Here is a 25,330-nt window from a genome sequence, read left to right as displayed (position 1 = left end):
GATGAAATCTTTTCCCTTTTATAAACAACCCGATGCAAAAGATTGTGGCCCTACCTGCCTGCGCATTATAGCAAAACACTATAATAAAAGCATCCCGTTAGCCCAAATCAGAACACTTGCCGAAACCACCCGTGAAGGAAGTGCCCTGCTTGGACTCAGTAATGCAGCAGAGGCTTTAGGCTTTAGAACATTAGGCATTAAAATAAATTTTAGTACCCTACTGGCCGATGCACCATTGCCCTGCATTGTACACTGGAATAAAAATCACTATGTTGTGGTTTATAAAATTGACAAGGCCGGTAAGGTTTATGTTTCAGATCCGGGTTATGGCTTAATTACCTACACCAAAGCTGAATTTATACAATACTGGATCGGCGAAAATGCCCACGAAAATACAGAAGAAGGCATTGCCCTTATTTTAGAAACAAGCCCTTCATTTTACAACAGTGATTTCGAAGACACAGAAAAGAAAACAAGCTTCTCTTTCCTCTCCAAGTATTTACTAAAATATAAATCGCTCGTTATACAGCTGGCCATCGGCTTACTGGCCGGAAGTTTATTATCGCTTATTTTTCCCTTCCTTACCCAAAGTATTGTTGATGTAGGCATACAAAACCAGGATATTAACTTTATTTACCTCGTTTTGCTGGCCCAGGTGATGCTTTTTATGGGTAAAATAGGCATCGAAGTGATTAGGAGCTGGATCCTGCTACACCTTTCTACCCGGATTAACATTTCAATCATTTCCGACTTTTTTATCAAACTGATGAAACTTCCAATCAGTTTCTTTGATACGCGGATGACAGGTGATATTATGCAGCGGATAAGCGATCACCACCGGATAGAACAATTGCTCACCAGCTCCTCGCTCAATACCCTCTTCTCGATGGTAAACCTGCTTATTTTTAGCAGCATACTCTTCATTTATGATTACAGGTTATTTGCCGTATACCTGCTGGGCGCACTTTTATACGTAGGCTGGATTGCTTTTTTCCTTAAAAGAAGAAAAGAACTCGACTATAAAATGTTTGCTCAGGTTGCACAGGAGCAGAGCACGGTGATAGAACTGATTAATGGCATGCAGGAAATAAAAATGCATAATGCCGAAAAACAGAAGCGCTGGGGCTGGGAATTTTTACAGGTAAAGTTATTTAAGATAAAAATAAAGGCACTCTCCTTAGAACAGTGGCAATCTGTTGGTGGTGGTTTTATTAATCAGATAAAAGATATCCTGGTGAGTTTTATGGCTGCAAAACTCGTATTGAGCGGCAACCTCACGCTCGGCATGATGCTTTCAGTACAATATATTATCGGGCAGCTTAACAGCCCTTTGTTGCAGTTAATCGATTTCATTAAACAAACGCAAGATGCCAAAATTTCGTTGGAGCGGTTAGGCGAAATTCACGACAAAGAAGAAGAGGAAAGCCGCGAAGAACAATACGTTACTGAAATTGAGCAAAAAGACATCGAACTGAAGAATATTTCTTTTAGATACACCGGTTCAGGATCCTTTATTTTTCAGGACCTTAACCTGCGCATTCCCTTTCAAAAAACCACCGCCATTGTGGGTGCAAGCGGTAGCGGAAAAACCACATTATTAAAGCTGCTCACAAAATTTTACGATCCGGATAAAGGGGAAATAAAAATCGGAAATACTGATATGAAAAATATCTCGCCAAGGCATTGGCGAAACCACTGCGGAGTGGTAATGCAGGAGAGTTATGTATTTAACGATACCATTGCCAATAATATCGCCATTGGCGAAGATGCTATTGATAAGCAAAAAATGAGAAAAGCAATAGAAATTGCCAACATAAAGGATTTTATAGAAAGTTTACCTTTAAGCTATAACACCAAAATAGGCAATGAGGGAATAGGTATTAGTGGCGGACAAAAGCAACGGTTGTTTATTGCCCGGGCGGTATACAAATCTCCTGAGTATATCTTTTTCGATGAGGCTACAAGCGCTCTGGATGCCAATAACGAAAAAATAATTATCGAGAACCTGGAGCATTTTTTTAAAGGTAAAACCGCTGTTGTGATCGCCCACAGATTATCTACAGTTAAACATGCAGATAAAATTATCGTGTTAGATCAAGGAATGGTTGTTGAAGAAGGCGATCATAATGAGTTGATTGCTAAAAAAGGAGAGTATTACAGATTAATAAAAAACCAGCTCGAACTTGGAAACTAAGAAAGATAAATTGGATGAAATAACATTTCGCTCGGAGGCCGTGCAGGATGTTTTGGCAGAACCACCTCATTGGATGTTCCGGTGGGGTAGTGTTGTTATTTTGGCTATCCTATTGATGATCTTATTGATGAGTTATTTCATTAAATACCCGGAATTCGTACCCGCCAGCATCATCGTTACGTCACAAAATCCACCAGAAAAACTAGAAATCAGAACGGATTCGAGAATTGAAAAAATATTGATTACCGACCACCAAAAGGTAAAAAAGGATCAGCTGTTAATGGTTTTACAATCCACTGCAAATTACAAAGACATTTTACAGCTTAAGCAAATAATCGATTCCATTTCTACTCATCAATTAGTTTCATTTCCTGTAGATAAAGTTTCGGGATTTAAATTAGGAGAACTGCAGGGCGATTACAATAATTTTGCCAAGGCATTTCAGGATGAAAAGCTGTTTAATAAACTTAAACCCTATGCACCAGAAAATGTTGCCACTGTTCAAAATATATCAGTAAATAAAAGTAGAATGGTTACCTTAAAACGGCAAAAAGCATTTGAGCTGGCCAAGTATGAGTTGGTCAGGAAAAATTATCAGCGGGTCCAGCAGCTTCTTAGTCAAAAAGCCATTTCAACCTCTGAATTCGAAAATGAAAAAATTAAGTTCCTGCAGGCACAGCAAAATTTAGAAAATATAGATATTTCATTGGCGCAAACAGAAGAGATGATTTATAACCTTAATAAAACCAAAAGCGGGACAACCATAAATGCAGAGAAAGACAAAATCAACTTTGCTTCGCAAACCCTGCAGCTATTCGAGCAACTAAGACGTTCGTTAAGGGCCTGGGAACAAAACTATCTGGTTATTTCCTCTACCGATGGTATGGCCAGTTTTCAGCAATTCTGGGGCGAAAACCAGTTTGTAAAACGTGGAGATCCTGTTTTATCTATCCTACCCGATCATACCCAGGCGCTGATCGGAAGAATGTTCGTAGCAGCCGGCAATTCGGGTAAAATTGCCAAGGGAGAAAAAGTTTTAATCAAACTGGATAATTACCGCTATCAGGAATATGGTATTATAGAGGGTAAAGTTCAAAACATATCCTTTACTCCTGATGATAAAGGCAATTATTATGTAGAGGTATCGCTTCCGAAAGGGCTGAAAACATCTTACCACAAAGTACTTCCCTTTGATAAAGAGCTTAAAGGTAATGCCGAAATCGTAACGCAGGATTTAAGATTAATAGAAAGATTCTTTTACCAGCTCAGAAAGCTTACCAGATACCAGTCTGAATAAAACAGGAGCGAGGTACCCGATCAAAGCCATTAAGTTAAGTAGTGATAAATCTCACCCTGAGGGATAATTTATTTTATAAAAATCAAGAAGTCTTCGACTACGCTCAGACTAACGACTTCGGGCTAATTAACTTAATCACATTGGAGTGCCAGGTGGCCACAACAGGCATTTGTGTAAACACTTATCTGCTTACTCTTAAAAAGATTGAACTCCTTAAGGCCGCCAAATAAATAGCCTGTATTTCTCAGAAAATACTATTTCGGGGTAGCCCAGAACAGTTCAGGATTATTGGTCTTATAATTGATAAACTTAACCCCGGTTTTCTGATATGTTGATTCCCTTTTGTGTGGTCCTTGAACGATACCATCCAATGGCAACAGTTCCACGTAGGCCACTTCTTTCCCGCTTGTCCAGGTTTCCGTATCAAACTGGCTCATTACAGGTGTCTCCAGGCGGTAGAGGTTCTTTGCCATATAGGTCTGCAGGTAATATTCTTTAGATTGCAGGGCAGTACGGTTCCAGTTTGCATCCGCATTTAGTACCAGCGGCATACTTTTTATCAACCGCTCCCTTACTTCCTGAATACCCAGGAGATTGCCTTTTTCATCCATCACATACGAATCAAAGGTAGGGTCAATCCAGATCCATTTCTTAAGGTCTTTGATGTATACCATATTAATTACATGGCAATCATCAAAGTTGGTTTCTTTTGGCATGCAAGTAATATATCTGGAAGTAATACCCATAGCGAGGTAACATTCGTTAAGTATCGTGGCCAGCATGCGGCAGTTTACCCCGCGGTTCTGCTCCCGGCACACCCTGATCAGATCAATGGCATTTTTTAGGGTTGGGTTATCGCTGTTCCCGTCATGCCTGATCAGATTATGTACCCAATGCATCAGGTTGAAAACTTTAGAAAGCTCATTTCCATTGCCTGCAACCGAATCCAGCCTGAGATCCTTTTTGATGCGCACCAGATTAGGGTTGTCCATGGATTGATAGGTAAATACCGGGATTTCACGCCTGTCAGACAGGTTATATTTGCCCGCACCACGAAGGGTGTCAAGATAGGCAACAGGCTTCCTGACAGGTGCTTTTGCATCATACTTAACCTGAGTTCTTGCGGTATCGGTTCCATTAACCAGGATAATAAAATCATATTCTCCGATCTTCGGATCGACATTGAATGATATGGATTCCTGGTCGGTGTAAAAAGTTACTTTTTTGGCCGAGGTGGTATATACATCTAATTTTTCTTTGGGGACAACTGTCCAGGCATTTTTTCTGATGGGATAGTTATCATCCTTGATATCAACACTGGTAGAAGTTGCTTTAATGATTTTAAGCTTTTTCTGGGCGAATGTGATTGTTACTGGAAAAAGTAGTAAGAACAGAATGGTGCGTTTCATTTTCAAATTAGTTTAAGGTTCAGGTTTAAATCAAGACGACCGAAAACTTCAGAACGTTGCATTTAACCAAAAAAAACAATAATTACCGAACTAAAACAATGGCTACCAGACAGATATAAAACAACCCAGGCTCATTTTCAAAACTTGCAATGCGTATGGTTTCGCGTTAGCCGGAAATATTCTTCAAATCGCCCACCCCCTTAAACAAAAAAGCCGCCCAATGGGCAGCTTTAACTTATCTGATTGATCTGTTCTATTTTGCCAGAACCATTGCATTTTGCTCTGCTTCCATAATCGCTTCCGAAGCATATGATGCAGATTTGGCACTGGCAAAGTCAGCTAACTTTACGTTTTTCATGTTGCTTGCAATCATTGTACTTTGAACAGCGGTACCATTTAATTTTAATACCGCATCATCCTTAACGATAGTATATAAACTGCCTGCAGTAGTTTTAATCTTCGCGGTAGCACTTTGTCCTAAAAATAACTGAAGGTATTTTACATCAAAATTATTGCTGGTCACCACAACCGATTGTCCGTAAGCTTCAATTCTTTCTAAATCTTTTACGGTAATATTCAGCGTTACCTGACTTGTTTCCAATGAGTTGATAAACAAGGTTTTTCCATCAGTTGATACGGAGGTTTTTGCAGCGTCATAATTGCTGGTGCCTTCTACATTTTGTTGATCTCCTTGTGTTAAGATAAGCTTCACATTACCACTCACCCAGATCCTGTCAAACTTTGATAAAGAAGAAGTTTTTGTTTCTGCTTTGACTGGTTCAGTGGCAAAAGTTGCCATGGCTGATGAAGTAAATACTACTGCTGTTAATGCTGCTGCGAATATTGTTTTTGCTAAAGTTTTCATATCTTTTATATTTTAGGTTTTTACTGTTGTTTTGTTATTAAGACGCAACAGGTTACTAAACGTTGCAGGCAAAAACCCGGTATTATACCAGCGTTGGTAACCGCTAGACCAACGCCTGTAATTTCTAGACGAACTCTTCTTAACTTTTTAGCCTGGAACTACATTTACTTTATTAAAGTAGGGCGATGTTCATTTTAAATTATTTGTTGCCCGCAGCCGATGATAGGGTTAGTTTTAAATACCCGGATAATATCTCTTATTTAGGCGTACCTCGGGGCACTTTTCCTGATTATTATTACCTTTACCCTACAGCATCTAACCAGATTGTACTTAACCCTAAAATTATACAGAACCCGGGCTGGAAATAACAGCCTTTAACAATTATAACAGTGGGGGCTAACCACCCTGTACTGTACAATATTACCCCAAGTCCTATAATCCGCTATGAAAAGCAGCAAAAGAAACACCCTCCGGTACACAATTGTTTTATTATGGTCAGCACTGGCTCTATCAACTGCAAATGCCCAGCAAAAGCCAAACATCATTTACATTTTGGTTGATGATTTGGGCTATGGCGACCTGGGGGTACTTTTCCAGAACCAGAAAGCCAAAAACCTGCCGGCACTGTTTACCCCTAATCTGGATGCCATGGCCAAAGCAGGTGCCATACTAACCCAGCAATATGCCAATGCACCGGTATGTGCACCATCGCGTGCTTCGCTGCTTACCGGCGTAAACCAAGGAAATGCGCACATCAGGGATAACCAGTTTGATAAGGCCTTAGAAAACAATCATACCATGGCCACCGTGCTCAAAGACGCCGGTTATACCACCGTAGCGATAGGAAAATGGGGCCTACAGGGAACGGATGAGAAGCAACGCCCCAACTGGCCTGCCCACCCGTTAAAAAGAGGTTTCGACCAATACTATGGTTATATGCGCCATGCCGACGGACACGAACACTATCCGGTTGAAGGCGTTTACCGCGGTAAAAAAGAGGTCTGGAACAATTACAATGAAGTATCAGCAGATTTGCAGAAATGTTATACCACCGACCTCTGGACAGCAAAAGCCAAAGATTTCATTATCGGTTTCGAAAAGCAGCACCAGGCTAAACAACCTTTTTTTATGTACCTGGCATACGATGCGCCTCATGCCGTATTGGAGTTGCCTACACAAGCTTACCCACAAGGTGGCGGGCTAAAAGGCGGTTTGCAATGGCTGAACGAGAAAGGCAAAATGATTAATTCGGCCACAGGTACTGTAGATAGTTACGTACATCCGGATTATGCCAATGCCAGCTACGATGATGACCACGATCCCAGTACCCCTGCAAAACCATGGCCAGATACCTATAAGCGCTATGCAACTGCAGTACGCCGCTTAGATGATGCGATTGGCGATATCCGTACCTTATTAACCGACCTGAAAATTGCCGAAAACACCATGATCGTATTTACCTCTGATAACGGCCCATCGATAGAATCGTACCTGCCCAAACAGTATGTACCTAACCACCCTACCTTTTTTGAAAGTTATGGCCCTTTTGATGGCATAAAACGTGATTGCTGGGAAGGTGGTATACGCATGCCTTCGGTAATTGCCTGGCCAAAACGCATTCCGGCGGGCAAGGTGGTTAATACCCCTTCCATGTTATCTGATTGGTTACCTACTTTTGCAGATGCGGCTGGCGCGCCTGTACCGGCCCGGATTACCGGTGTATCGCTGGTACCGGCTTTAACGCAGACAGGCAAACCGGCAGAAAGCAAGGTTTATGTAGAATATTTCGAATCGGGCAGTACACCTGGCTTTAGTGCGTTCGAAGCCAGCCATGCCAACCGGAAACGCAACCAGATGCAAATGCTGAGGATAGGCGACATGGTAGGCGTGCGCTATAATATCAAGTCGGCTGCCGATGATTTTGAAATCTATAATGTGGTTAAAGACCCTAAACAAACCGATAATCTGGCTAAAAATGCCGGCTTAAGTGAATTACAGCAGCAGTTTCGCAATATGGCCCTGCAAGCGCACGCGATGGATCAGGATGCGAAACGCCCTTATGATAGCATCGCCATTCCGGGAGTGACAAAGCCTGAAAGTGCAAAAAAAGGTCTCAAATGGTTGTTTTTCCCAAGCGCTTTCCGTTATGTAACCGTTTCAAATCAATCGAAACCTGCAGCCAGTGGAGTTGTTCAAACATTGAGTGCTGCTACTACCCCTAACAAAGGCATGCTGAACTATCAGGGTCTGATAAAAATCGAAAAGAAAGGAACCTATACCTTTAAACTGAGTACAGGTAGCAAAGCCTTTGTAAAACTCCACCAAATTAACCTCCTGGATGCCGATTTTGGTTACACCAGTAAACAGGTAATTGAAAAAACTGTTATGCTGGAAGCAGGTTATCATCCCCTGAACGTTTATGCCCTAAAAAGTACAGATAATAGCTTAAAAATAGATTTTAAAGGTGAAGATGGCGTTTGGCACAGCCTAAGCGGAGAGAATTGTGTGTATTAGCGATCATTACCGCTGATTAATAAAATAGCCCCTATACTAACCAAAGTACAGGGGCTATTTTTTTCTACCCTTGGCTATTGCCTATCAACTATTCAATCAATAAACTAAAAAAGCCCACCTTACGATGAGCTTTTCCTGAGTAGCCCCGAGCAGAATCGAACTGCTATCTAAAGTTTAGGAAACTTCTATTCTATCCGTTGAACTACGGGGCCATTTTAAACAGCGGCAAATATAATAAAAGTTTTGATGCAAAGAAGCCATTATAAAAAGCATTTTATGAAATGAAATGCTTTATCAAGAACCTGGAATTATTCTTCCAGTCCAACAAAACAGGCTCATTTTAAGCACGATATCTTTTTAGACCAACGAATTAAAAAACTGTACTACTCACCATAATAAATCTTTTCAATAGCCTCATCTTTGTTTGATCAATTTATAAATAACATGAAATTAGCAAATAATAAAATCCTGATTACAGGTGGTGCAACAGGCATTGGACTGGGATTGGCCGAAAGGTATATACAGGAAAACAATACGGTAATTATCTGCGGCCGGCGCGAACCGGCTTTACAACAAGCCCTGGAGAAACTACCTTCAGTAATTACCAAAACATGCGATCTATCGCATGAAGAAGGCAGAATTGAGTTGTACAATTGGATTGCAGAAAATCATAGCGATTTAAATGTATTGATAAACAATGCGGGCATCCAGAACTGGATGAACATCGGGGATGACGATTTTTACGAAAAAGCAAATGATGAAATTAGCACCAATATTTTGGCCCCAGTTCATTTAACCAAACTGTTTACCCAACTGGATGCACTGGATACCATTATCAATGTTACGTCCGGACTGGCATTTGTGCCCTTATCGGCCGTACCTGTTTATTGTGGAACGAAAGCTTTTATGCGTTCTTTTACCCTTTCATTGCGCCACAGTTTAAAAGATTCGAAAATAGAAGTGATCGAAATGATTCCACCAGCTTTAAACACGGATTTAGGTGGTAAAGGTATTCATAATGCATATCCTGCAGTGAGCGATTTTGTTGAGTCGGTATTTGAACAGATGAAAGCAGGAAAAACTGAATTAACTTTTGGCACGAGTGGCGACAGGGCAAAAGCCAATAACGATGCCATTAGCGAATATTTTAACCGCATGAATCCTTAATTCAGGTTTAGTATTCAAAGCAAAAGCCATTTGGTCTAAGACAGATCAAATGGCTTTTGTATTTTAACAGTAGCTTATCTGATTACACTACCTTCCTGAAACTTTTCTAAAGGGGCCACGAAAGTGAGCTTTCCTTCTGCATTTTCGGCCATCAGGATCATTCCCTGAGATAAAATTCCTTTGATTTCGCGCGGAGCAAGATTGATGACCATGCTTACCTGTTTGCCCACAATATCTTCAGGTTTATAATATTCGGCAATACCCGAAACTACCGTTCTTTCGTCGATACCGGTATTTACCGTTAATTTTAATAGTTTTTTTGTTTTCTCTACCTTTTCTGCAGCAACGATAGTGGCTACACGGATATCCATTGCCGAAAAATCGTCAAACTGGATATTTTCTTTTGCCGGTAAGGCTACAGCTGTACTTGCGGCATTGCTGGCCTTACTTTGATTTAGTTTCCCGATCTGAAAATCAATTTCAGCATCTTCTATTTTCTCAAATAAAAGAACTGCCTCGCCAATCTCATGACCACGTTTTAACAAGCTAACCGTGCCTGCATTTTCCCAGTCCTGCCCTCCGTTTTTAAGCATCTTCATTAACTTTTCGGCGGTAAATGGCAAGAAAGGTTCGATCAGAACCTGAATATTAGCTGCTATTTGAAGTGCAATATGCAAAATCGTTCTTACGCGGTCTTCGTCGGTTTTAATCAGCTTCCAAGGTTCAGTTTCGGCCAGGTATTTATTCCCTAAACGGGCAACGTTCATTACTTCTGATAGTGCCTCTCTAAAGCGGTAGTTTTCTATTGATGCAGAAATTTTAGCCGGGTACCCAGCCAGTTCATCAATAACTGCCTGGTCTACATCCGTAATTTCCATACAGGTTGGTACCGTACCACCAAAATATTTATGTGTAAGCACCACTACGCGGTTCACAAAGTTTCCAAGTATAGCTACCAGCTCATTATTGTTTCTTGCCTGAAAATCTTTCCAGGTAAAGTCGTTATCCTTGGTTTCGGGAGCCGTTGCTGTTAATACATAACGTAAAACATCCTGTTTACCTTCAAACTCCCTTAAATATTCATTCAGCCAAACCGCCCAGTTTTTAGAAGTCGATATTTTTTGGCCTTCCAGGTTTAAAAATTCGTTGGCGGGTACATTATCGGCCAAAGTATATTCGCCATGCGCCATTAACATCGCAGGGAAAATAATACAGTGAAAAACGATGTTATCTTTACCGATAAAGTGCACAAGCTTGGTTTCGTCGCTTTTCCAGTATTCTTCCCAGCCACATTTATCGTTTTCGTAACTGCTGATGTAATATTCTTCAGCTTTTGGATTCCAAACATCGAGTTTGGCGTAATTACAAAGCTCTTTAGTAGCAGAAATATAGCCAATAGGCGCATCGAACCATACATAAAGTACTTTGCCCTCGGCATCACGAAGCGGAACGCGCACCCCCCAATCCAGGTCTCGGGTCATTGCCCTTGGCTGTAAGCCTGCATTTAACCAGCTTTGGCATTGCCCGTAAACATTTGGGCGCCACTCTTTATGACTTTCGATATAAGCCCTTAAGCGGTCTTCATACTTATCCAAGGGCAGAAACCAGTTTTTAGTTTCCTTTAAAATGGGTTTATCGCCCGATAAGGTCGATTTTGGATTGATCAGATCGGTTGCATTAAGCGTAGAGCCACAGTTCTCGCACTGATCACCGTAAGCATTTTCATTGCCACACTTAGGGCAGGTACCGGTGATGTAACGATCGGCCAAAAATTGTTTCGCGGTGGCATCGTAATACTGCTCGGTAATTTCTTCAGTAAAAACTCCTTTCTCATAAAGTGTTTCGAAGAAGTCGGAAGCGGTTTGATGGTGGGTAAGCGATGAGGTCCGGTGATAGATATCGAAAGATATACCAAACTCTTTAAAGGAATCGCCAATAATTTTATGGTACTTATCTACCACTTCCTGTGGCGTTATCCCCTCTTTTTTGGCCTTTAAAGTAATCGGAACGCCGTTTTCGTCAGATCCGCAGATGAATTTCACATCACGCTTGTTCGACCTTAAGTAACGGGCATAAATATCTGCAGGGATGTAAACGCCGGCCAGGTGCCCAATATGAACTGGTCCATTTGTATAGGGTAATGCCGCAGTTACGGTATATCTTTTTATTTTACTATTATCCAAAACAATTTTTATTAATTTGGCAAAGATAAGTGTTTTAAAGATGATTAAGCAGCCCCCATATTTAAAAAAAGGAGATAAGATTGCCCTGGTCTGTCCGGCAAAGAAATTACCTAAACCGATAGACCATGCCATTGAAATATTGAAAGGCTGGGGTTTAGAGGTTATTTTAGGTGATACGGTACATGCCGGTCATCACCAATTTGCCGGAACTGACGCGCTAAGGACTAAAGATATTCAGCGCTTTTTAGATGATCCATCTATAAAAGCAATAATTTCGGGCCGCGGAGGTTATGGTACCATCCGGATTATCGATCACCTGGACTTTACGGAATTTAAAAAAAATCCTAAGTGGTTTGTGGGTTTTAGCGATATTACCGTTCTGCTGTCGCATTTGATTGCGCAATGTAATACCCAGTGTATGCATGCACAGATGCCCTATACCTTTGATGAATCGACTGAAGAAGCTTTAATTTCTTTAAAGAAGGCTTTATTCGGCGAAAAACAAACTTATTCTTACCAAAGCAGCTTTAAGAATAGGGCAGGGGAAGCAGGCGGGATTTTGATTGGAGGTAATTTAACCTTGCTTGCCATGGTACAGGGCTCAGTTTCGGAAATGGATTTTACCGATAAAATTCTTTTTTTGGAAGATGTTGGCGAACAAGAGTATAGCATCGACCGGATGTTACGGATGCTAAAGCGTGCAGGAAAACTGGCGCACTTAAAGGGACTCATCGTAGGCGCGTTTAATGAAATAGCTGAAGAAAAGATTTCTTTCGGACAAACCGCTGATGAGGTCATCTGGGATATTGTTAAAGAATATAATTTTCCGGTCTGCTTTAATTTTCCAACGGGGCATATCAGCAATAACCTTAATATGGTTTTAGGTGCTGAAGTAAGCTTAAAAGTAGAAACAAACAACGTTCAATTTAAATATTTATAAAATGGCAATTTTAGACAATTTAGGAAAATACCGCAATACAGGCCTTTTACTGCTACGTATTGGTTTAGGCGTAATGTTCATTATTCATGGTTTCCCGAAACTGGCAGGCGGGCCAAATGGCTGGACTGATTTAGGCGGAAGTATGAAAGTAATCGGCATAAACTTTTTACCCATATTTTGGGGTTTTATGGCCGCTGCTACAGAAACTTTTGGCGGTTTTCTTTTAATTGTAGGCTTGTTTTTCCGTCCTGCCTTAATTTTATTGGTCTTTACGATGATTATAGCAGCTTTGGTTCATTTTGGTAAAGGGGATGGCTTACAAGGCGCCAGCCATGCAATTGAATTGGGCATTGTGTTTTTCGGATTGATCTTTATTGGACCGGGGAAATATAGTGTAGATAAGAAATAAGCTCATTCCTTCAATTTAAAAAATAAAGGGCTGCAAATTTGCAGCCCTTTATTTTTACCGGTTATCCGGTTATGTTAATGGTGAAGAAGCGTTTTACCGTCTGCCCATTACCGAGGGTTGCTGTAACCGTTAAAACAACCGACCCGCTTGAACCCGAAGTAGGGAGCGGAGCATCAGCCGCACCACGTAAATCTTTTACCAATTTCGTAAAAGTATAAGAACCGCCACTTACTGTAGCCGTACCAAGATTGTTAACAACCGTGCCTGTTGGTGTAGTAAACGAAAGTGTTTTCACATCTCCGCTATAAGTAATTACAATATTTACCGTTCCAGTACCTTTCACCAATGGTGGTGTAGCGCTCGCATAGCTTGAATAAGTACCCGATACTGTATTGATGTTCCCATCAAAAATAATAGTAACGTCTGTATCAAGCGTTTCAGGTTGTTTTGGGTCTTTTTTGCATGAGGCCAAGCCTAATATTGATGCAAACAATATGATTAAAATTCTTTTCATAGTTATAATTATTTATCCCAAAATACAGATTTTACAAATACTGAAGGTCGGGCTGGTGTGTTAGGATTGTAGCTTCTCTCGTTAAATGAATACGGCAATATACGCGGAACAGCTGTTGAAGGAGATACCGGCGTCAGTACAGGAAATCCCGTTCTCCTCCAGTCTGTCCAGGGCTCGATGGCTACTCCGAAATTAGAAACGAATTTTTCTTCAATAATTTTTTGAAGAGCATTCCCGGTAACCAGCGTCCCATTTGCTGAGGCCAGATACGCCGTTAAACCCGAGCTCACTGCTGAAGCTTCTGTTGCATCCGAAAATTCAACCGCATTTGCAAACGAAGCGGTTATCCCTGCTTTATAATAGGTATCGGCAGTGAGTAAATCATTCCCTCCATTTGTTCTCGCAAAATATTCTGCCAAAATCTGATTTTGCTCAGCAAAAGTAAACATCCTTATTGGCGCTTCACCAGAATATGCACCTGCTGAAAGCTTTCCTCTAAGATAAGTGCTCATGCGCGAAAAAGCAGTACTTACCACAACATCACCATTCCCATTTGTGGCACCGATATAGGTTCCTGATTGCAGGGTAAAATATGAGTTTCTTCTACTATCACTCTTGGCGTTCATGATATCAACCAATGTTTTACTTGGAAAAAACTGGTTTGGCCTCGATCCTTCAAATTGGTGAATAGGATTGGTTTGATTGGCCGAAGTTAAAAACCGCATCTGAAAATTATCGGAATTTCCTCTTAATAGTTTATTCGCAGCCAAAATTGCGGTTATACCTGTTTTAGCTCTTGTAGCATCTGCCGCCGTTCCGTTTGTAGAAAAATAGTGGATATACATTCTCAACTTTAACGCATTTGCAAAACGTTCCCATTTATCCATATCACCACCATAAAATAGATCATCAGTTGTAGGCGCCAATAAAGATGTTTTTTTGATATCGGCAATACCCTCATCAATTAAGCTGAACAGGTTATCGTATATTGCTGAAGATCCATCAAATTTGGGTTTTAAATTCGCTTCATAACCAATAGCTTCGGTATAAGGCAGATCACCATACGCATCCACATGGGTTTGATAAACATAGGCTTTTATCAGCTCTGCAACACCCGCATATTTTGGGCTTGTTGCCTTGGTTTTGTCGATTACTTTCTGTAAATCAGCTAAGGTACCTGCAAAAGTTGCCGCCCAGGTGTTATTGATATCACCTTCACCTACCGCATATTTATCATATTGCGTTGGCTGAACCGAGCCACCTCCCTGCGCAGCAAACTGCTGCACCCATAATGAAGTAAAACGGTGTATATCGGAGCCCATGGTAAAAGCAAGGTTACCTTGCGCTGCAGGTAAGATTAAACTAGCATCAGGGTCTTTTAATCGTGTGGGATCATCATTGATGTCTACAAATTTCTTGCATGAGCTCAGTCCTGTCATGGCTAATGCCAATCCAAAAACGATTTTCTTTATATTAATTTTCATATTTAAACTCTCCTAATACTAAAATGATAATTTTAAAAATCCACCATAGGTTCTGGTTTGAGGCTGACCATTATATTCAATCCCCTGCCCATTACTAACACCCAAAAGATTGTTCTCCGGATCGAGGTGAGGGAAATTAGGCGCGTACATCAAAAGGTTTCTTCCTGTTAAACCAACATTAATTCCTTTTATAAAGCTTAGTTTATTTAACAGTTTGCCCGGTATACGATAAGATAGAGTGGCTTCACGCAGCCTGATCCAGGAACCATCAAAAACCGCATATTGCTGGGCTGCTGAAGAATACAAATCACTATAATATTGTTCTGCAGTAATTAAGGTATTATTTGGAGTACCATCAGCATATACGGCATTGTGCATGTATAAACGATCCCTGTTCCCTGTTTCAGCAGCAACACCGTATCGTCTTAAATCGGTAATTGTTCTCGAATAAATATCACCGCCATACCGCACATCAGCAAACAAGCTTAATGATAAGCCTTTATAAGAGAATGTTGTATTTACACCACCGGTCCATTTTGGATTTGGATCACCGATCGGCTGCAGTTCTGCAGTATTGATCTGGCCAGAGCTTAGCCTGCCGTTCGCATCCACAATATCCTTGCCGTTAAGTTTTTTAAATACCTGACCAAATAATGTTCCGTACTGATATCCGGTAACGATACGGCCTTGTGGATTGGTAAAACCACCATTACCGATAAAAGGAACGCCTGGAGCAAGCTCCACCACTTCATTTCTTCCTTTGGTAAAGTTTACAGATAAATCCCAGTTAAAGTCTCTTGATTTTATCGGTGTTCCACTAACCAATAACTCGATACCATGAGCTTTTAGCGTTCCGGCATTTAACAGGGTACTGGTAAATCCGGATGAAGGCGCACTAGGTACAGAAAAGATAATATCGGTACTTTTGGTGCTATAGTATGCAATATCGAAACTCAACCTGTCTTTTAGAAGCTTAGCCTCTAAACCAATTTCTCTTGAAGCTGTAAATTCGGGCTTGATATTAATGTTACCCGCTGCGTTCGAAAAAGTCTGCCCATTTACCCCGTTAAATGGAAAAACCAGATTTGGTCCGAAACCATCAGAAGGACCTGCAGTGCCAAAATACGTACCGGTACTGTAAACCGGTGCCTCTCTACCTACTTTCGCATAGTTGGCCCTGATTTTCAAATACGTTAAGATATCATTTTGTTTTAACTCCGGGAAAGCCTCTGTTGCAATAAAACTGGCATCTACTTTAGGGTAAAAATAACTTCTTTTATCAGGGGCAAAAGTTGACGAAACATCTCTGCGTCCTGTAAATGATAAGTATGCAAACGATTTATAATCTAAACTAATGTCGGCATATACCCCTACCAGGCTCTGTTCGGTTATGGCTTGAACCGGAATGTAAGTTAAGGTATTCGAGATATTGTAATTATGGGCTGCCTGTATACCATTACCGGTAACCTGTAGCTGGTCTAATCTTCTGTAGTTAATCTCGTTACCCAATAAAAGTCTGGCCCCGAAGTCTTTCCAGAACCTTTTGTTGGCCACCAAATTGAAATACGAACTTACCTCACGTCGGTTTGTCGTATTATCTATGATTGAACCGGCCCTGCTTGCAGACTGGTTGTTGTTTGCTGATTTTTCGTTGATTGTTTTAGATACGTTGGTATATTGATCAATACCGATTTTATAATTGGCACTTAACCAATCAGCTATTTTATAATCCAAACCCACATTACCAATGGCGCGGTCTATCTTTTGTTTGTACAAAACATATTTAATTGACCATAATGGGTTATCTGTACCTAAAATATTATAGTAAGTATAGCCTGCATTGTTCACTCGGCTGGTAGGAATGTTATTTAAGCCAGCAGGAGTTTCGAAGGGGTAATTTGCCAGGTTATAGGTTCTTGGCAATGTCATTCCATCAAATAGGGGATTAGACCTTGCATTACCAGTAGGTGTGCCTACAGAGTTATTATGGATGTACTGAATTGAAGAGCTTAGGGTGAGGTTTTTACTCAATTGTGTACTGGCATTAACCGTAAAGTTATTTTTAGCCAAAGTGTTGTTATCGATAAACCCACTTTCTTTAAAATTTCCATAATTAAAATAGTAAGCTGATTTTTCGGTACCGCCAGTAAAAGTAACGTTATTCTGCAGGTTATAGCCTCCTTTAAATATATCCTTAACATTATCCGGGTAGGCAGTAAGTGTTTCCGGGTTACCAAGGTAATTGGTGACTGTTTGACCCGTTATTTTAGCTCCCCACGACATTTGCGAATAAGAATCATATAATCCATTGGCTCCCTGAGAGTATTCATTTTGATAATCCGGTAAACGGTTAACCTCTATATAATTGTAGTTACTGCTTAATTCTACTCTTCCGGCCTGTCCTTTGCTTCCTTTTTTAGTGGTTACAATTACAGCCCCGGCAACAGCCCTCGATCCATAAAGCACCGCTGCTGCTGGCCCCTTTAAAATCGTTACAGACTCAATATCATCCTGGTTTAAATCAATACCCCTGTTCGAATTTGTACTCCCTGTATTTACAGATTGTCCTCCACCACCATTATCAATAGGAATACCATCTAACACCCATAGCGGCTGGTTCGATCCGGTAAAGGTGGTGGCCTGTCTAATATTAATATTTGATGAAGCGCCTGTTGCACCACCTGTAGACAGAATTTTTACCCCTGCTACTTTACCTGCCAACGCATTTACCACGTTGGTTGAACGGCCTGCCGTTAATTTTGAAGCATCAATGGTCGTTGCGGCATAACCTAAAGATTTGGCTTCTCTTTTTTGACCTAATGCTGTTACCACCACTTCGGATAGTGACTTTGAATCAGTTTCCATAGAAACATTGATTACGCTTCCACGGATGGTAACCTCTTGCGTTAAATAGCCAACAGAAGAAAAAACCAACACTTTTACGCCTGTACCTGCCTTTATAGAAAATTTACCTGCGGCATTTGTAGAGACACCGGAATTTGATGCATCTTTAATTCTTACACTTACACCCGGAAGAGGCAATCCATCTTCACTGGCCGTAACCGTTCCTGTGATTGTTCGATCCTGCGCTATTGCTGAGGTGGCAATAAATAGCAATATGAACAAACTTTGTAGAAGTTTTTTCATAAAAAATAGTTTAGTTTAGTTAATAGTTAGTCCAATATAAGATTTAGTATTTTGTAATGCAAATTTTACATATTTTTCATTTCCTGCTTTAATGAAAATTAAAACCACCACATCTGGCGACTATTTATTTTTCGGAAATATAATCGAATCATTCGCAAGCAAAAATGAATCATTCCAGTAGATTTATAAATAACTTCTACCAGGAATGTCACTGTTCTTGTTCATTTCGGACTAAATTTTATCAGCCCGGAAAAGTTGTGGATAAAGAAGCCGTTCAGAAAAAGACTAATGAAAAAGTCCCGATTTTCACCGGGACTTTTTCATTATAAATTCAAAATTAATTCTGAACGATCAATTTATTATTCTGTACTTCGTTTGCAGAAATAGGCCAGATATAGCCTGCTGTATTAAATGGAATGGCCGGGGCGCTGCCTTGAGTACCACTTTTGGCCACAAAACCTGCACCTAACCTCATTACATCAGGAGATCTGAAGCCTTCACCGAGTAACTCAATCCTTCTTTCAGTTAGGATGGTATTTTTTAAGTTAGCAGGCAGTAAATCTGTTGCCGGAAATATATATCCCGGATTTGATCTTTGCCTAACCGCAGTTAATAAGGCTATAGATCGTGCCGGATCGGAAACTACGGTAGCCTCTGCCAGATTTAATAATACCTCTGCATATCTGATTACAGGGATATAATCGGTATATGGTGATGGTTTTTTAAATTTTGTAAGCCAGGTATTTGTTCCCACAACAGCGGTAAGCCCTTTTCTGGCATCAGTTGAGCCCGAAGCGAATACTGCATTAGCTAAAATTCCTGTTGGATTAAGGAAAAACTCCTGGTTGCCACCTGCCGATTCAATGTTGTAATAATAAGCGAGCTGATTTTGTGTGCCAGGTGCATCCAAATCAGCCATAGGTAAGGACAGCAACGCTTCGCTTCCAACATAACTTCCCGCAAATACGGTAGCAATATTGGCTTCGAGTTTATTTGCATTACCTGATGGAGCAACAAATGGAGCAGTTGCACTTACAATTTTATTGGCCTCAGTTACTACTGATGCAAGATTACCCATAGAGAGGTAAACCCTTGTTTTAAGCGCAATAGCCGTATTGCGCGATGCATGAGTAACAGCAATAGCTGAAGCCAGGTCAGGCTCTGCCTCGTTCAGGTCTTTTAGAATCTGTGTATACACCTCAGCAACAGTGCTTCTTTTTAAATCATTTCCCAGCAAATCTTTCTCTCCCTTTAACCTGAGTGGTACGCCCAAACTTGCTCCATTATCGGTAATATAAGGTTTGGCATAAAGCTGAAGTAAGCTGTAATAACACAATGCACGGGAAAACTTAGCCTCAGCAATATACTGTTTTGCAATGGCAGGAGTTAATATTGAAGCATTGGCATTAACCCCTTCAATTACCAGGTTGGCCCTGTTGATGGCCGCATAAATTGCCCCCCATAAATTTACCACCTCATTGGTACCCGAAGTTACGTTAAATCTCCAGGTATCAAGCCCTGTAACTCCATTGGGTTTATTTACAATAAAATCCTCTCCGCGAATATCATTGTAGATTAAATAGCGTCCGCCATAAAATTGCCCGCTTTTTATTCCTGCATATACTCCGTTTACCTGAGATAAGATCCTTGCCGGGGAAGAAAAAGCGTCTTCTATTGGCAATGCAGTATCGGGAGCAGTATTTAAGAAATCCTTTTTGCACGACGTCGCAAATACAATTGGCGCTGCAATAAAAAGGTATTTTAATTTATCGTTTAATTTGATTTTCATGATCAATAGTTTTAAAATCCAACATTAATACCGAAAGTAAATGTTCTGCCTGAAGGAACTGAATTTCTGTCAACTCCTGGCGCAAGGTTCCCACTGTTTCCTGTGGCAGTAGAGTTACCATTTACAGATACCTCCGGATCGGGACCCGGATAATTAGATATAATCCATAGGTTACTCGATTGTGCATATACCCTGATGTTCGAAACGCCATATTTGCTCAACAGGTTTTTTGGAAGTGTATAGCCTAAAGCAAGATTTCTAACTTTTAAGAAGTTTCCGGAGAAAACATTTTGTGATTGTGCGAATGCTGATCCGTTTGAAGTGTTATCGCCGTAAACTAACCTTGGAATATCTGTTACCTGGCCAGGTGTTGTCCATCTGTTCAGCACATCTTTTTCATTATTCCAAAAACGTTGATCGCGTAATCCAGCCAGCGAACCATAATATAACTTGTTACCTCCTGAAAATGTAAGTCCAATTGTTAAGTCAAAATCCTTATAACGGAAATTGTTATCTAAACCTCCAAACCATTTTGGAATAGACGGACCATTTATCACCGCATCCAAAGAGGCATCTATTGCAGGAGCATTGGCTCCGGCGTTTGGCCCTTCGAGATATTGATAACGGGCGGCAGTGGCACGTTGGAAGCTAAATCTTAATTTTTCCCCGAAGCGGTTAATAAAAATTCTTTCTCCGGTTGCCGGATCAACCCCGGCAGTTTGTACGGTATAAATTGAACCGATCGGATAACCTACACGCGTAATATTTGCGGTTTCTAAAGAAGTGGCACCAAAAACATCAGCATTGTTATTTCCTAACGCAGTTACTTCGTTTTTAAGCGTACTGAAGGTAAAGATTGTTGACCATGAGAAGTTTTCTTTGTCGATATTTCTCGAATTTAAGGTAAATTCAAAACCCTTATTGTACATTTTACCGATATTGGTTGTTATGGCATTTCCAGGAACACCTTTCGACGGTGCCTGAGGTGCATTTTGAACCAGGTTATCGATATTATTGTGGTAATAATCCACATCCAGAGAGAACCGTCCACCTAAAAACTCTAAGTTAATACCCACATCGGCCTTTTTACTCGTTTCCCACTGCAGATCTGGATTACCTGCTTGTGAAAAGCTCAAAGCTGCATCGCCACCATATAAGCCTGGGCTATATAAGAATAGAGATGGATAGTTACCAATATTGATATTTCCTACCTCGCCATAGCTTCCGCGAATTTTAACCCTTGTTAACACTTTACTAATTCCTGAGTTCTTATAAAAATTCTCTTCAGATATTGCCCAACCTGCAGATGCACCTCCAAAATTACCATACTTATTGCCTGATGATAAACCTGAATAACCATCACGACGGAATGAACCGCTTAAATAATAACGTTTTTTATAATCATAGTTTAAACTTCCAAAGTATGAACGGAAAGCATTATTGCCCTGAACCAGGCCTGCAGGAGTAATAATACCAAAAGCACCCTGATATACTTTGATAAAAGGATCGATTACATTTTGGCGGGTAGCACCATATCCATCCGATTTGGTATACTGATCCTCAGCACCGATTAATGCACCCAACGAATGATCGCCGAAGGTATTTGAATAGTTTAAAGTATTAGACCAGTTCCACCTGCTGTTTTTAACATAATTGCTTGTTGCACCACCATTGTAAGATACTCCATCGCCCTGAAGTCGGTTCACAAAAGAGTTATTATCAATTTTAAGGTTATCAATTCCATAAGTTGTTTTAAATGTTAACCCTTTAACAATTTGAATGGAGGCATAGGCATTGGCAATTAAACGATCGCTTTCTGAAGTATTCCTGTCTTCGTTCACCAGCACAGCTGCATTTGGATAGTTGGATGCAATAGTATTGGCGCCTAAACCCACAGCCGAACCATTCATATTGTACGATCCGTCTTCGTTATAAGCAGCCACATTGGGAGGCAATACAATGGCTAAACGACCCAAACCTACCGTAGAGAAAGTTTGGCCAGGTAGAGAACCTGTGTTAGGCGCACGGTTTAAAGTATTACTGTAAGAAAAATTTGTTCCGATGGTTACATTTTTAAACAGCTTGTGATCGAGGTTCACACGTCCATTTTTTCTTTCAAAAGAGTTACCCTGAATAAAACCTTCCTGATTGGAATAACCGATTGACACATAGTAAGAAGTTTTCTCGTTGGCACCCGAAAAATTGAGGGCATGGTTTTGAGAAGTTGCTGTGCGGTAGGCATAATCATACCAGTTGGTTTCAACCTGTGAGCCATCAGATCTGGTTTGCAGAAAAAATGCAGGAGCCAGACCAATATTCGTTCTTGCTTCATTTTTGATTTGCACATATTCTGCGGCATTCAATAGAGGGGTAAGGTTCTGTGCTTTTGTAGAACCGATCCAACCTTCATAGTTGATTTTGGTAACCCCTTGCTTTCCTTTTTTAGTCGTGATCACAACTACACCATTGGCCGCTCTTGATCCATAGATTGCTGACGATGCTGCATCTTTAAGGATGTCAATCGATTCAATATCGGATGGATTAATATCACCTAAGGCATTACCAGCAGCACTGTTTGCAGATTGATCGCCAGTGAATACCGGAATACCATCAACAATAATAAGTGGGTATGAACTTAAAGAGATGGAGTTAAAACCACGTACCCTGAAAACAGGCGGGTTATTTAATACCCCGTTTGGCTGAATGATGTTTACACCTGCCGCTTTACCTGCAAGCGCCTGCTCAAAACTTTGTACAGGCACGTTTTTAAGTTTTTCCCCGCTTATACTGGCTATTGATCCGGTAACATCCTTTTTTGACTGTGTAGTATAACCCGTTACCACAACATCAGATAGTGTTTTAGAATCGCTTTTCAGCTGGATGTTAACCACATTACTACCGCCAATAGATTTGGTTTGGCTTAAAAAACCAATATAGGAAAATTCCAAAGCAGTTGCCTGACTACCAACCCTGAGAGAATACTTACCATCTGCACCCGTTGTGGTTCCACCGGTTGCACCTTTGACTTTAACACTTACACCCGGAAGAGGCAATCCATCTTCACTAGCCGTAACCGTTCCTGTGATTGTTCGATCTTGCGCTATTGCTGAGGAAGCAATAAATAGCAATATGAACAAACTTTGTAGAAGTTTTTTCATAAAAAATAGTTTAGTTTAGTTAATAGTGATCCAATATATGATTTAGCTTTTTGTAATGCAAATTTTACAATAAATAATATTTTTATTCCTTTCTATTAAATCCAGATGATGAGCATTAGCATTATTGTATCAACCAGATTAAATTTAAAACTGCAGCTTTGTGGTTCTTTTACGGCGGTCGTTTTAAAATATTTAATCGTGGAGTTATTTTTAATACACAGCCAAATTAATCGCGTATGGTTATCTGATCTTAATTACTGCTCTGGTTGCGGCAACACATGATGCACAGAAATTTTGCATGTTTTTTCATAAAAGTTAGTCTAGTTAAGGTTACAAAATACAATATAGCACTTAGATGTAAATTTCACAAATAAAAAGGACAACGATTTTCGATAAGATCACGCAATATTTACTTAAATACACGGCAAAACCCACCAGAAAGCCACTAAAGCAACAAGCTGATTAAAAATAAGATAGACTATTTAATGTTTTTTTGATAAAAATGATACAATTACATTAAAACAGGATTAGAAAACCTACAGCCATTAAAAGAAAATGAAAAATTCATCCTTTGGCAAGGCGGCTTAGAACTGATAGGCAAAAAACATTAAACAACCTATTCTTTAGCCGATCATTTACGAAAAAGTAATCTTTACTATTTTGAAAAAAATTCACATTTAATAACGTGAGCCGATTAAGCAACGAGCGTTAGCTTTTGGTCATCTCAGTAAACTACTTCCGGGCTCAATTGTTAATTCCCTTTGTTACCTAAAAGAAAAGCATCTAACCTTGGTCTTTGATGATCAGATGTAGTTTGATTTTATAAAGATGTAGTTTGATTTTATAAACCAGCAAATGGGGGGTATTGCCGACGTTAAGCATTGTCATTGAATACCCGATTCGGATGTGTTCTGAACTTTAATCCCTGACGCTTTCCAAAACAGCCATCTTGACAAATAACATAAATAGTAGAATAGATCTGAGTTAATGTTCCATAAACCTTTTATAAAGTGTCAGTCCCGGAAACGTGTTCTTCCGGTAAGGCTAGGCACATCGATTTCATCAGGTACCTGAATTATCCATAATGGAAGATGACCATAAGGGTAATCGTTTCTTGCATAATCCGAATTTATGGTCTCGTTAAGAAGCAATGGCCCGAATTAGCTTTTTTCAAGTTCTGGTATTATTCTTTGTGGAATTTTCAACTTGTAGGAAAGTTCTATGATTTATTTAAGGCATGGCATTTTATTGTAAATAATACGCTAGTTATCATATTTACAACAAAAAACATATTATTTGTACTTTTTGGTTAGCTCTCGCTAATCTACTCTAATAAATATCTCGATCTGAGGAACTGTGCGCTGAACATGAATATCTGTCAGACAGGTTTGAAAGATTATCAGACTTACCTCAGATTAATGAAGAATAAGATAATAATTAGTAGGAAGAATAAAAAAAATAAGAATAACCTAATAATTCATCTTATTTTAAAAAATAGTTATAAAAGGAAATAGGGGACTATTCGATCAAGGCTAACTATTATTTTTTTATAATTGTTGAATAAAAAGTAAGTAATTTAATTAAATCTGGATCTTTTTTTAGATCGAGTTTGTTCTCCTTCATATAATTGCTTACAGCCTCATTCTTGCCTAATACCCCTAAGATCGATTTTGTATCCCGCTTAATTTGGATAATGTTTTGTGAATAATCTATCAGAAAATAAAGAGGGCTTGTTGTAATTTTTTTTACTGTTGTGGCACTATTGTATTCACGATCCTCTATAATGTTCTTGATATTTTTTTTTAACAACTTAATATCTCCATCGTATATGACCTGAAAATATGATTGTTCAGTGGTTTTGGAACTTGGCTTAAATCCATTCCTAAATATTACTGCTATTCCACTATCATCTATTAAACTAAATTCTATAATACGATCAACAAAAGTATAAGCCTCTTCCTTTGACAAATAAACTGGCACATCTTCAATCTCATCATACTTTAGAAAATAAGTATTATTTTTTTTACCATCTGCAGATATAACATATCCCTTTGACCAATTTTCATTGAAATAAATATCGCCCTTTATTTCAGCATATTTATTTGGGATTAGCGGCCTACCAGCAATATCCTGTACAATTTGTGCTTTTATTTGTTCACAAAATGCTAGAGGAAGAGAGATAAGAAAAAGGAACGCTAATTTATTTTTCATGCAAATTTAGATTAAAAATTTTGAGAGGGATGATTAATCCCTCCCAAAT

16 protein-coding genes and 1 tRNA gene are annotated in these 25,330 nt (G+C 39.8%); 7 read left to right on the top strand and 10 right to left on the bottom strand.

The features are described from left to right. Nucleotide 1: 1 nt before the first annotated feature. Both GGQ60_RS17575 and GGQ60_RS17570 read left to right on the top strand, forming a co-directional pair. Nucleotides 2-2,194, top strand: a complete 2,193-nt coding sequence (locus tag GGQ60_RS17575; protein WP_183766787.1) for a peptidase domain-containing ABC transporter — start codon at nucleotides 2-4, stop codon at nucleotides 2,192-2,194. After that, nucleotides 2,184-3,491, top strand: a complete 1,308-nt coding sequence (locus tag GGQ60_RS17570; RefSeq protein ID WP_183766786.1) for an HlyD family secretion protein — start codon at nucleotides 2,184-2,186, stop codon at nucleotides 3,489-3,491. Before GGQ60_RS17575 ends, GGQ60_RS17570 begins: the two co-directional genes overlap by 11 nt. Nucleotides 3,492-3,745: 254 nt before the next feature. On the opposite strand, the gene GGQ60_RS17565 is transcribed toward GGQ60_RS17570, so the two are convergent. Beyond that, complete coding sequence (locus GGQ60_RS17565; RefSeq protein WP_183766785.1) at nucleotides 3,746-4,900, bottom strand: transglutaminase-like domain-containing protein; 1,155 nt, start codon at nucleotides 4,898-4,900, stop codon at nucleotides 3,746-3,748. Between the two features lie 253 nt (nucleotides 4,901-5,153). Beyond that, nucleotides 5,154-5,765: a GIN domain-containing protein gene (locus GGQ60_RS17560; RefSeq protein ID WP_183766783.1), complete on the bottom strand. Its 612-nt coding sequence runs from the start codon at nucleotides 5,763-5,765 to the stop codon at nucleotides 5,154-5,156. A gap of 185 nt (nucleotides 5,766-5,950) precedes the next feature. Here GGQ60_RS17560 and GGQ60_RS17555 point away from each other — a divergent pair, with 185 nt between their 5' ends. Together GGQ60_RS17555 and GGQ60_RS17550 are read left to right on the top strand one after the other, a co-directional pair. After that, on the top strand, nucleotides 5,951-6,133 hold the full coding sequence (locus GGQ60_RS17555) for a hypothetical protein (RefSeq protein ID WP_183767261.1): 183 nt from the start codon (nucleotides 5,951-5,953) through the stop codon (nucleotides 6,131-6,133). A gap of 76 nt (nucleotides 6,134-6,209) precedes the next feature. After that, nucleotides 6,210-8,279, top strand: a complete 2,070-nt coding sequence (locus GGQ60_RS17550; RefSeq protein ID WP_183766782.1) for an arylsulfatase — start codon at nucleotides 6,210-6,212, stop codon at nucleotides 8,277-8,279. A 140-nt stretch (nucleotides 8,280-8,419) separates the two neighbouring features. On the opposite strand, the gene GGQ60_RS17545 is transcribed toward GGQ60_RS17550, so the two are convergent. Beyond that, nucleotides 8,420-8,491: transfer RNA gene (locus GGQ60_RS17545), tRNA-Arg, on the bottom strand. Between the two features lie 232 nt (nucleotides 8,492-8,723). Here GGQ60_RS17545 and GGQ60_RS17540 point away from each other — a divergent pair. Next, nucleotides 8,724-9,446: an SDR family oxidoreductase gene (locus tag GGQ60_RS17540; protein ID WP_183766781.1), complete on the top strand. Its 723-nt coding sequence runs from the start codon at nucleotides 8,724-8,726 to the stop codon at nucleotides 9,444-9,446. Nucleotides 9,447-9,520: 74 nt separating this feature from the next. On the opposite strand, the gene metG is transcribed toward GGQ60_RS17540, so the two are convergent. Then, entirely contained in the window at nucleotides 9,521-11,629 is a 2,109-nt protein-coding gene (gene metG / locus GGQ60_RS17535) for a methionine--tRNA ligase (protein WP_183766780.1), read from the bottom strand. Nucleotides 11,630-11,669: 40 nt separating this feature from the next. Here metG and GGQ60_RS17530 point away from each other — a divergent pair, with 40 nt between their 5' ends. Further along, nucleotides 11,670-12,569: a S66 peptidase family protein gene (locus GGQ60_RS17530; RefSeq protein ID WP_183766779.1), complete on the top strand. Its 900-nt coding sequence runs from the start codon at nucleotides 11,670-11,672 to the stop codon at nucleotides 12,567-12,569. A 1-nt stretch (nucleotide 12,570) separates the two neighbouring features. After that, nucleotides 12,571-12,978 (top strand): DoxX family protein, encoded by a 408-nt coding sequence (locus GGQ60_RS17525; RefSeq protein WP_183766778.1) that lies wholly within the window; start codon nucleotides 12,571-12,573, stop codon nucleotides 12,976-12,978. 61 nt (nucleotides 12,979-13,039) lie between these two features. Here GGQ60_RS17525 and GGQ60_RS17520 read toward each other — a convergent pair whose 3' ends face one another. The 6 genes from GGQ60_RS17520 to GGQ60_RS17495 form a co-directional block, all read right to left on the bottom strand. Further along, nucleotides 13,040-13,492 (bottom strand): hypothetical protein, encoded by a 453-nt coding sequence (locus tag GGQ60_RS17520; RefSeq protein ID WP_183766777.1) that lies wholly within the window; start codon nucleotides 13,490-13,492, stop codon nucleotides 13,040-13,042. 8 nt (nucleotides 13,493-13,500) lie between these two features. After that, complete coding sequence (locus GGQ60_RS17515; RefSeq protein ID WP_183766775.1) at nucleotides 13,501-14,976, bottom strand: SusD/RagB family nutrient-binding outer membrane lipoprotein; 1,476 nt, start codon at nucleotides 14,974-14,976, stop codon at nucleotides 13,501-13,503. 18 nt (nucleotides 14,977-14,994) lie between these two features. Then, a complete protein-coding gene (locus GGQ60_RS17510) occupies nucleotides 14,995-18,123 on the bottom strand; it encodes a SusC/RagA family TonB-linked outer membrane protein (RefSeq protein ID WP_183766773.1) in 3,129 nt (1,042 codons plus the stop codon). A gap of 337 nt (nucleotides 18,124-18,460) precedes the next feature. Then, a complete protein-coding gene (locus tag GGQ60_RS17505; RefSeq protein ID WP_183766771.1) occupies nucleotides 18,461-19,912 on the bottom strand; it encodes a RagB/SusD family nutrient uptake outer membrane protein in 1,452 nt (483 codons plus the stop codon). A gap of 11 nt (nucleotides 19,913-19,923) precedes the next feature. Next, on the bottom strand, nucleotides 19,924-23,070 hold the full coding sequence (locus GGQ60_RS17500) for a SusC/RagA family TonB-linked outer membrane protein (protein ID WP_183766770.1): 3,147 nt from the start codon (nucleotides 23,068-23,070) through the stop codon (nucleotides 19,924-19,926). 1,539 nt (nucleotides 23,071-24,609) lie between these two features. Beyond that, a complete protein-coding gene (locus GGQ60_RS17495) occupies nucleotides 24,610-25,281 on the bottom strand; it encodes a hypothetical protein (protein WP_183766767.1) in 672 nt (223 codons plus the stop codon). Between the last annotated feature and the right edge of the window lie 49 nt (nucleotides 25,282-25,330).

Source organism: Pedobacter zeae, assembly GCF_014196715.1.
In the GTDB taxonomy this organism is placed as follows: domain Bacteria; phylum Bacteroidota; class Bacteroidia; order Sphingobacteriales; family Sphingobacteriaceae; genus Pedobacter; species Pedobacter zeae.
This window is presented reverse-complemented; position numbering and strand designations above follow the sequence as displayed.

Excerpts from the sequence above, each read along its gene's own strand:
- GGQ60_RS17575 (WP_183766787.1), top strand. The coding sequence starts at position 2 with ATGAAATCTTTTCCCTTTTATAAACAACCCGATGCAAAAGATTGTGGC.
- GGQ60_RS17565 (WP_183766785.1), bottom strand. The coding sequence starts at position 4,900 with ATGAAACGCACCATTCTGTTCTTACTACTTTTTCCAGTAACAATCACA.
- GGQ60_RS17560 (WP_183766783.1), bottom strand. The coding sequence starts at position 5,765 with ATGAAAACTTTAGCAAAAACAATATTCGCAGCAGCATTAACAGCAGTA.
- GGQ60_RS17555 (WP_183767261.1), top strand. The coding sequence starts at position 5,951 with ATGTTCATTTTAAATTATTTGTTGCCCGCAGCCGATGATAGGGTTAGT.
- GGQ60_RS17550 (WP_183766782.1), top strand. The coding sequence starts at position 6,210 with ATGAAAAGCAGCAAAAGAAACACCCTCCGGTACACAATTGTTTTATTA.
- GGQ60_RS17540 (WP_183766781.1), top strand. The coding sequence starts at position 8,724 with ATGAAATTAGCAAATAATAAAATCCTGATTACAGGTGGTGCAACAGGC.
- GGQ60_RS17530 (WP_183766779.1), top strand. The coding sequence starts at position 11,670 with ATGATTAAGCAGCCCCCATATTTAAAAAAAGGAGATAAGATTGCCCTG.
- GGQ60_RS17525 (WP_183766778.1), top strand. The coding sequence starts at position 12,571 with ATGGCAATTTTAGACAATTTAGGAAAATACCGCAATACAGGCCTTTTA.
- GGQ60_RS17520 (WP_183766777.1), bottom strand. The coding sequence starts at position 13,492 with ATGAAAAGAATTTTAATCATATTGTTTGCATCAATATTAGGCTTGGCC.
- GGQ60_RS17515 (WP_183766775.1), bottom strand. The coding sequence starts at position 14,976 with ATGAAAATTAATATAAAGAAAATCGTTTTTGGATTGGCATTAGCCATG.
- GGQ60_RS17510 (WP_183766773.1), bottom strand. The coding sequence starts at position 18,123 with ATGAAAAAACTTCTACAAAGTTTGTTCATATTGCTATTTATTGCCACC.
- GGQ60_RS17505 (WP_183766771.1), bottom strand. The coding sequence starts at position 19,912 with ATGAAAATCAAATTAAACGATAAATTAAAATACCTTTTTATTGCAGCG.
- GGQ60_RS17500 (WP_183766770.1), bottom strand. The coding sequence starts at position 23,070 with ATGAAAAAACTTCTACAAAGTTTGTTCATATTGCTATTTATTGCTTCC.
- GGQ60_RS17495 (WP_183766767.1), bottom strand. The coding sequence starts at position 25,281 with ATGAAAAATAAATTAGCGTTCCTTTTTCTTATCTCTCTTCCTCTAGCA.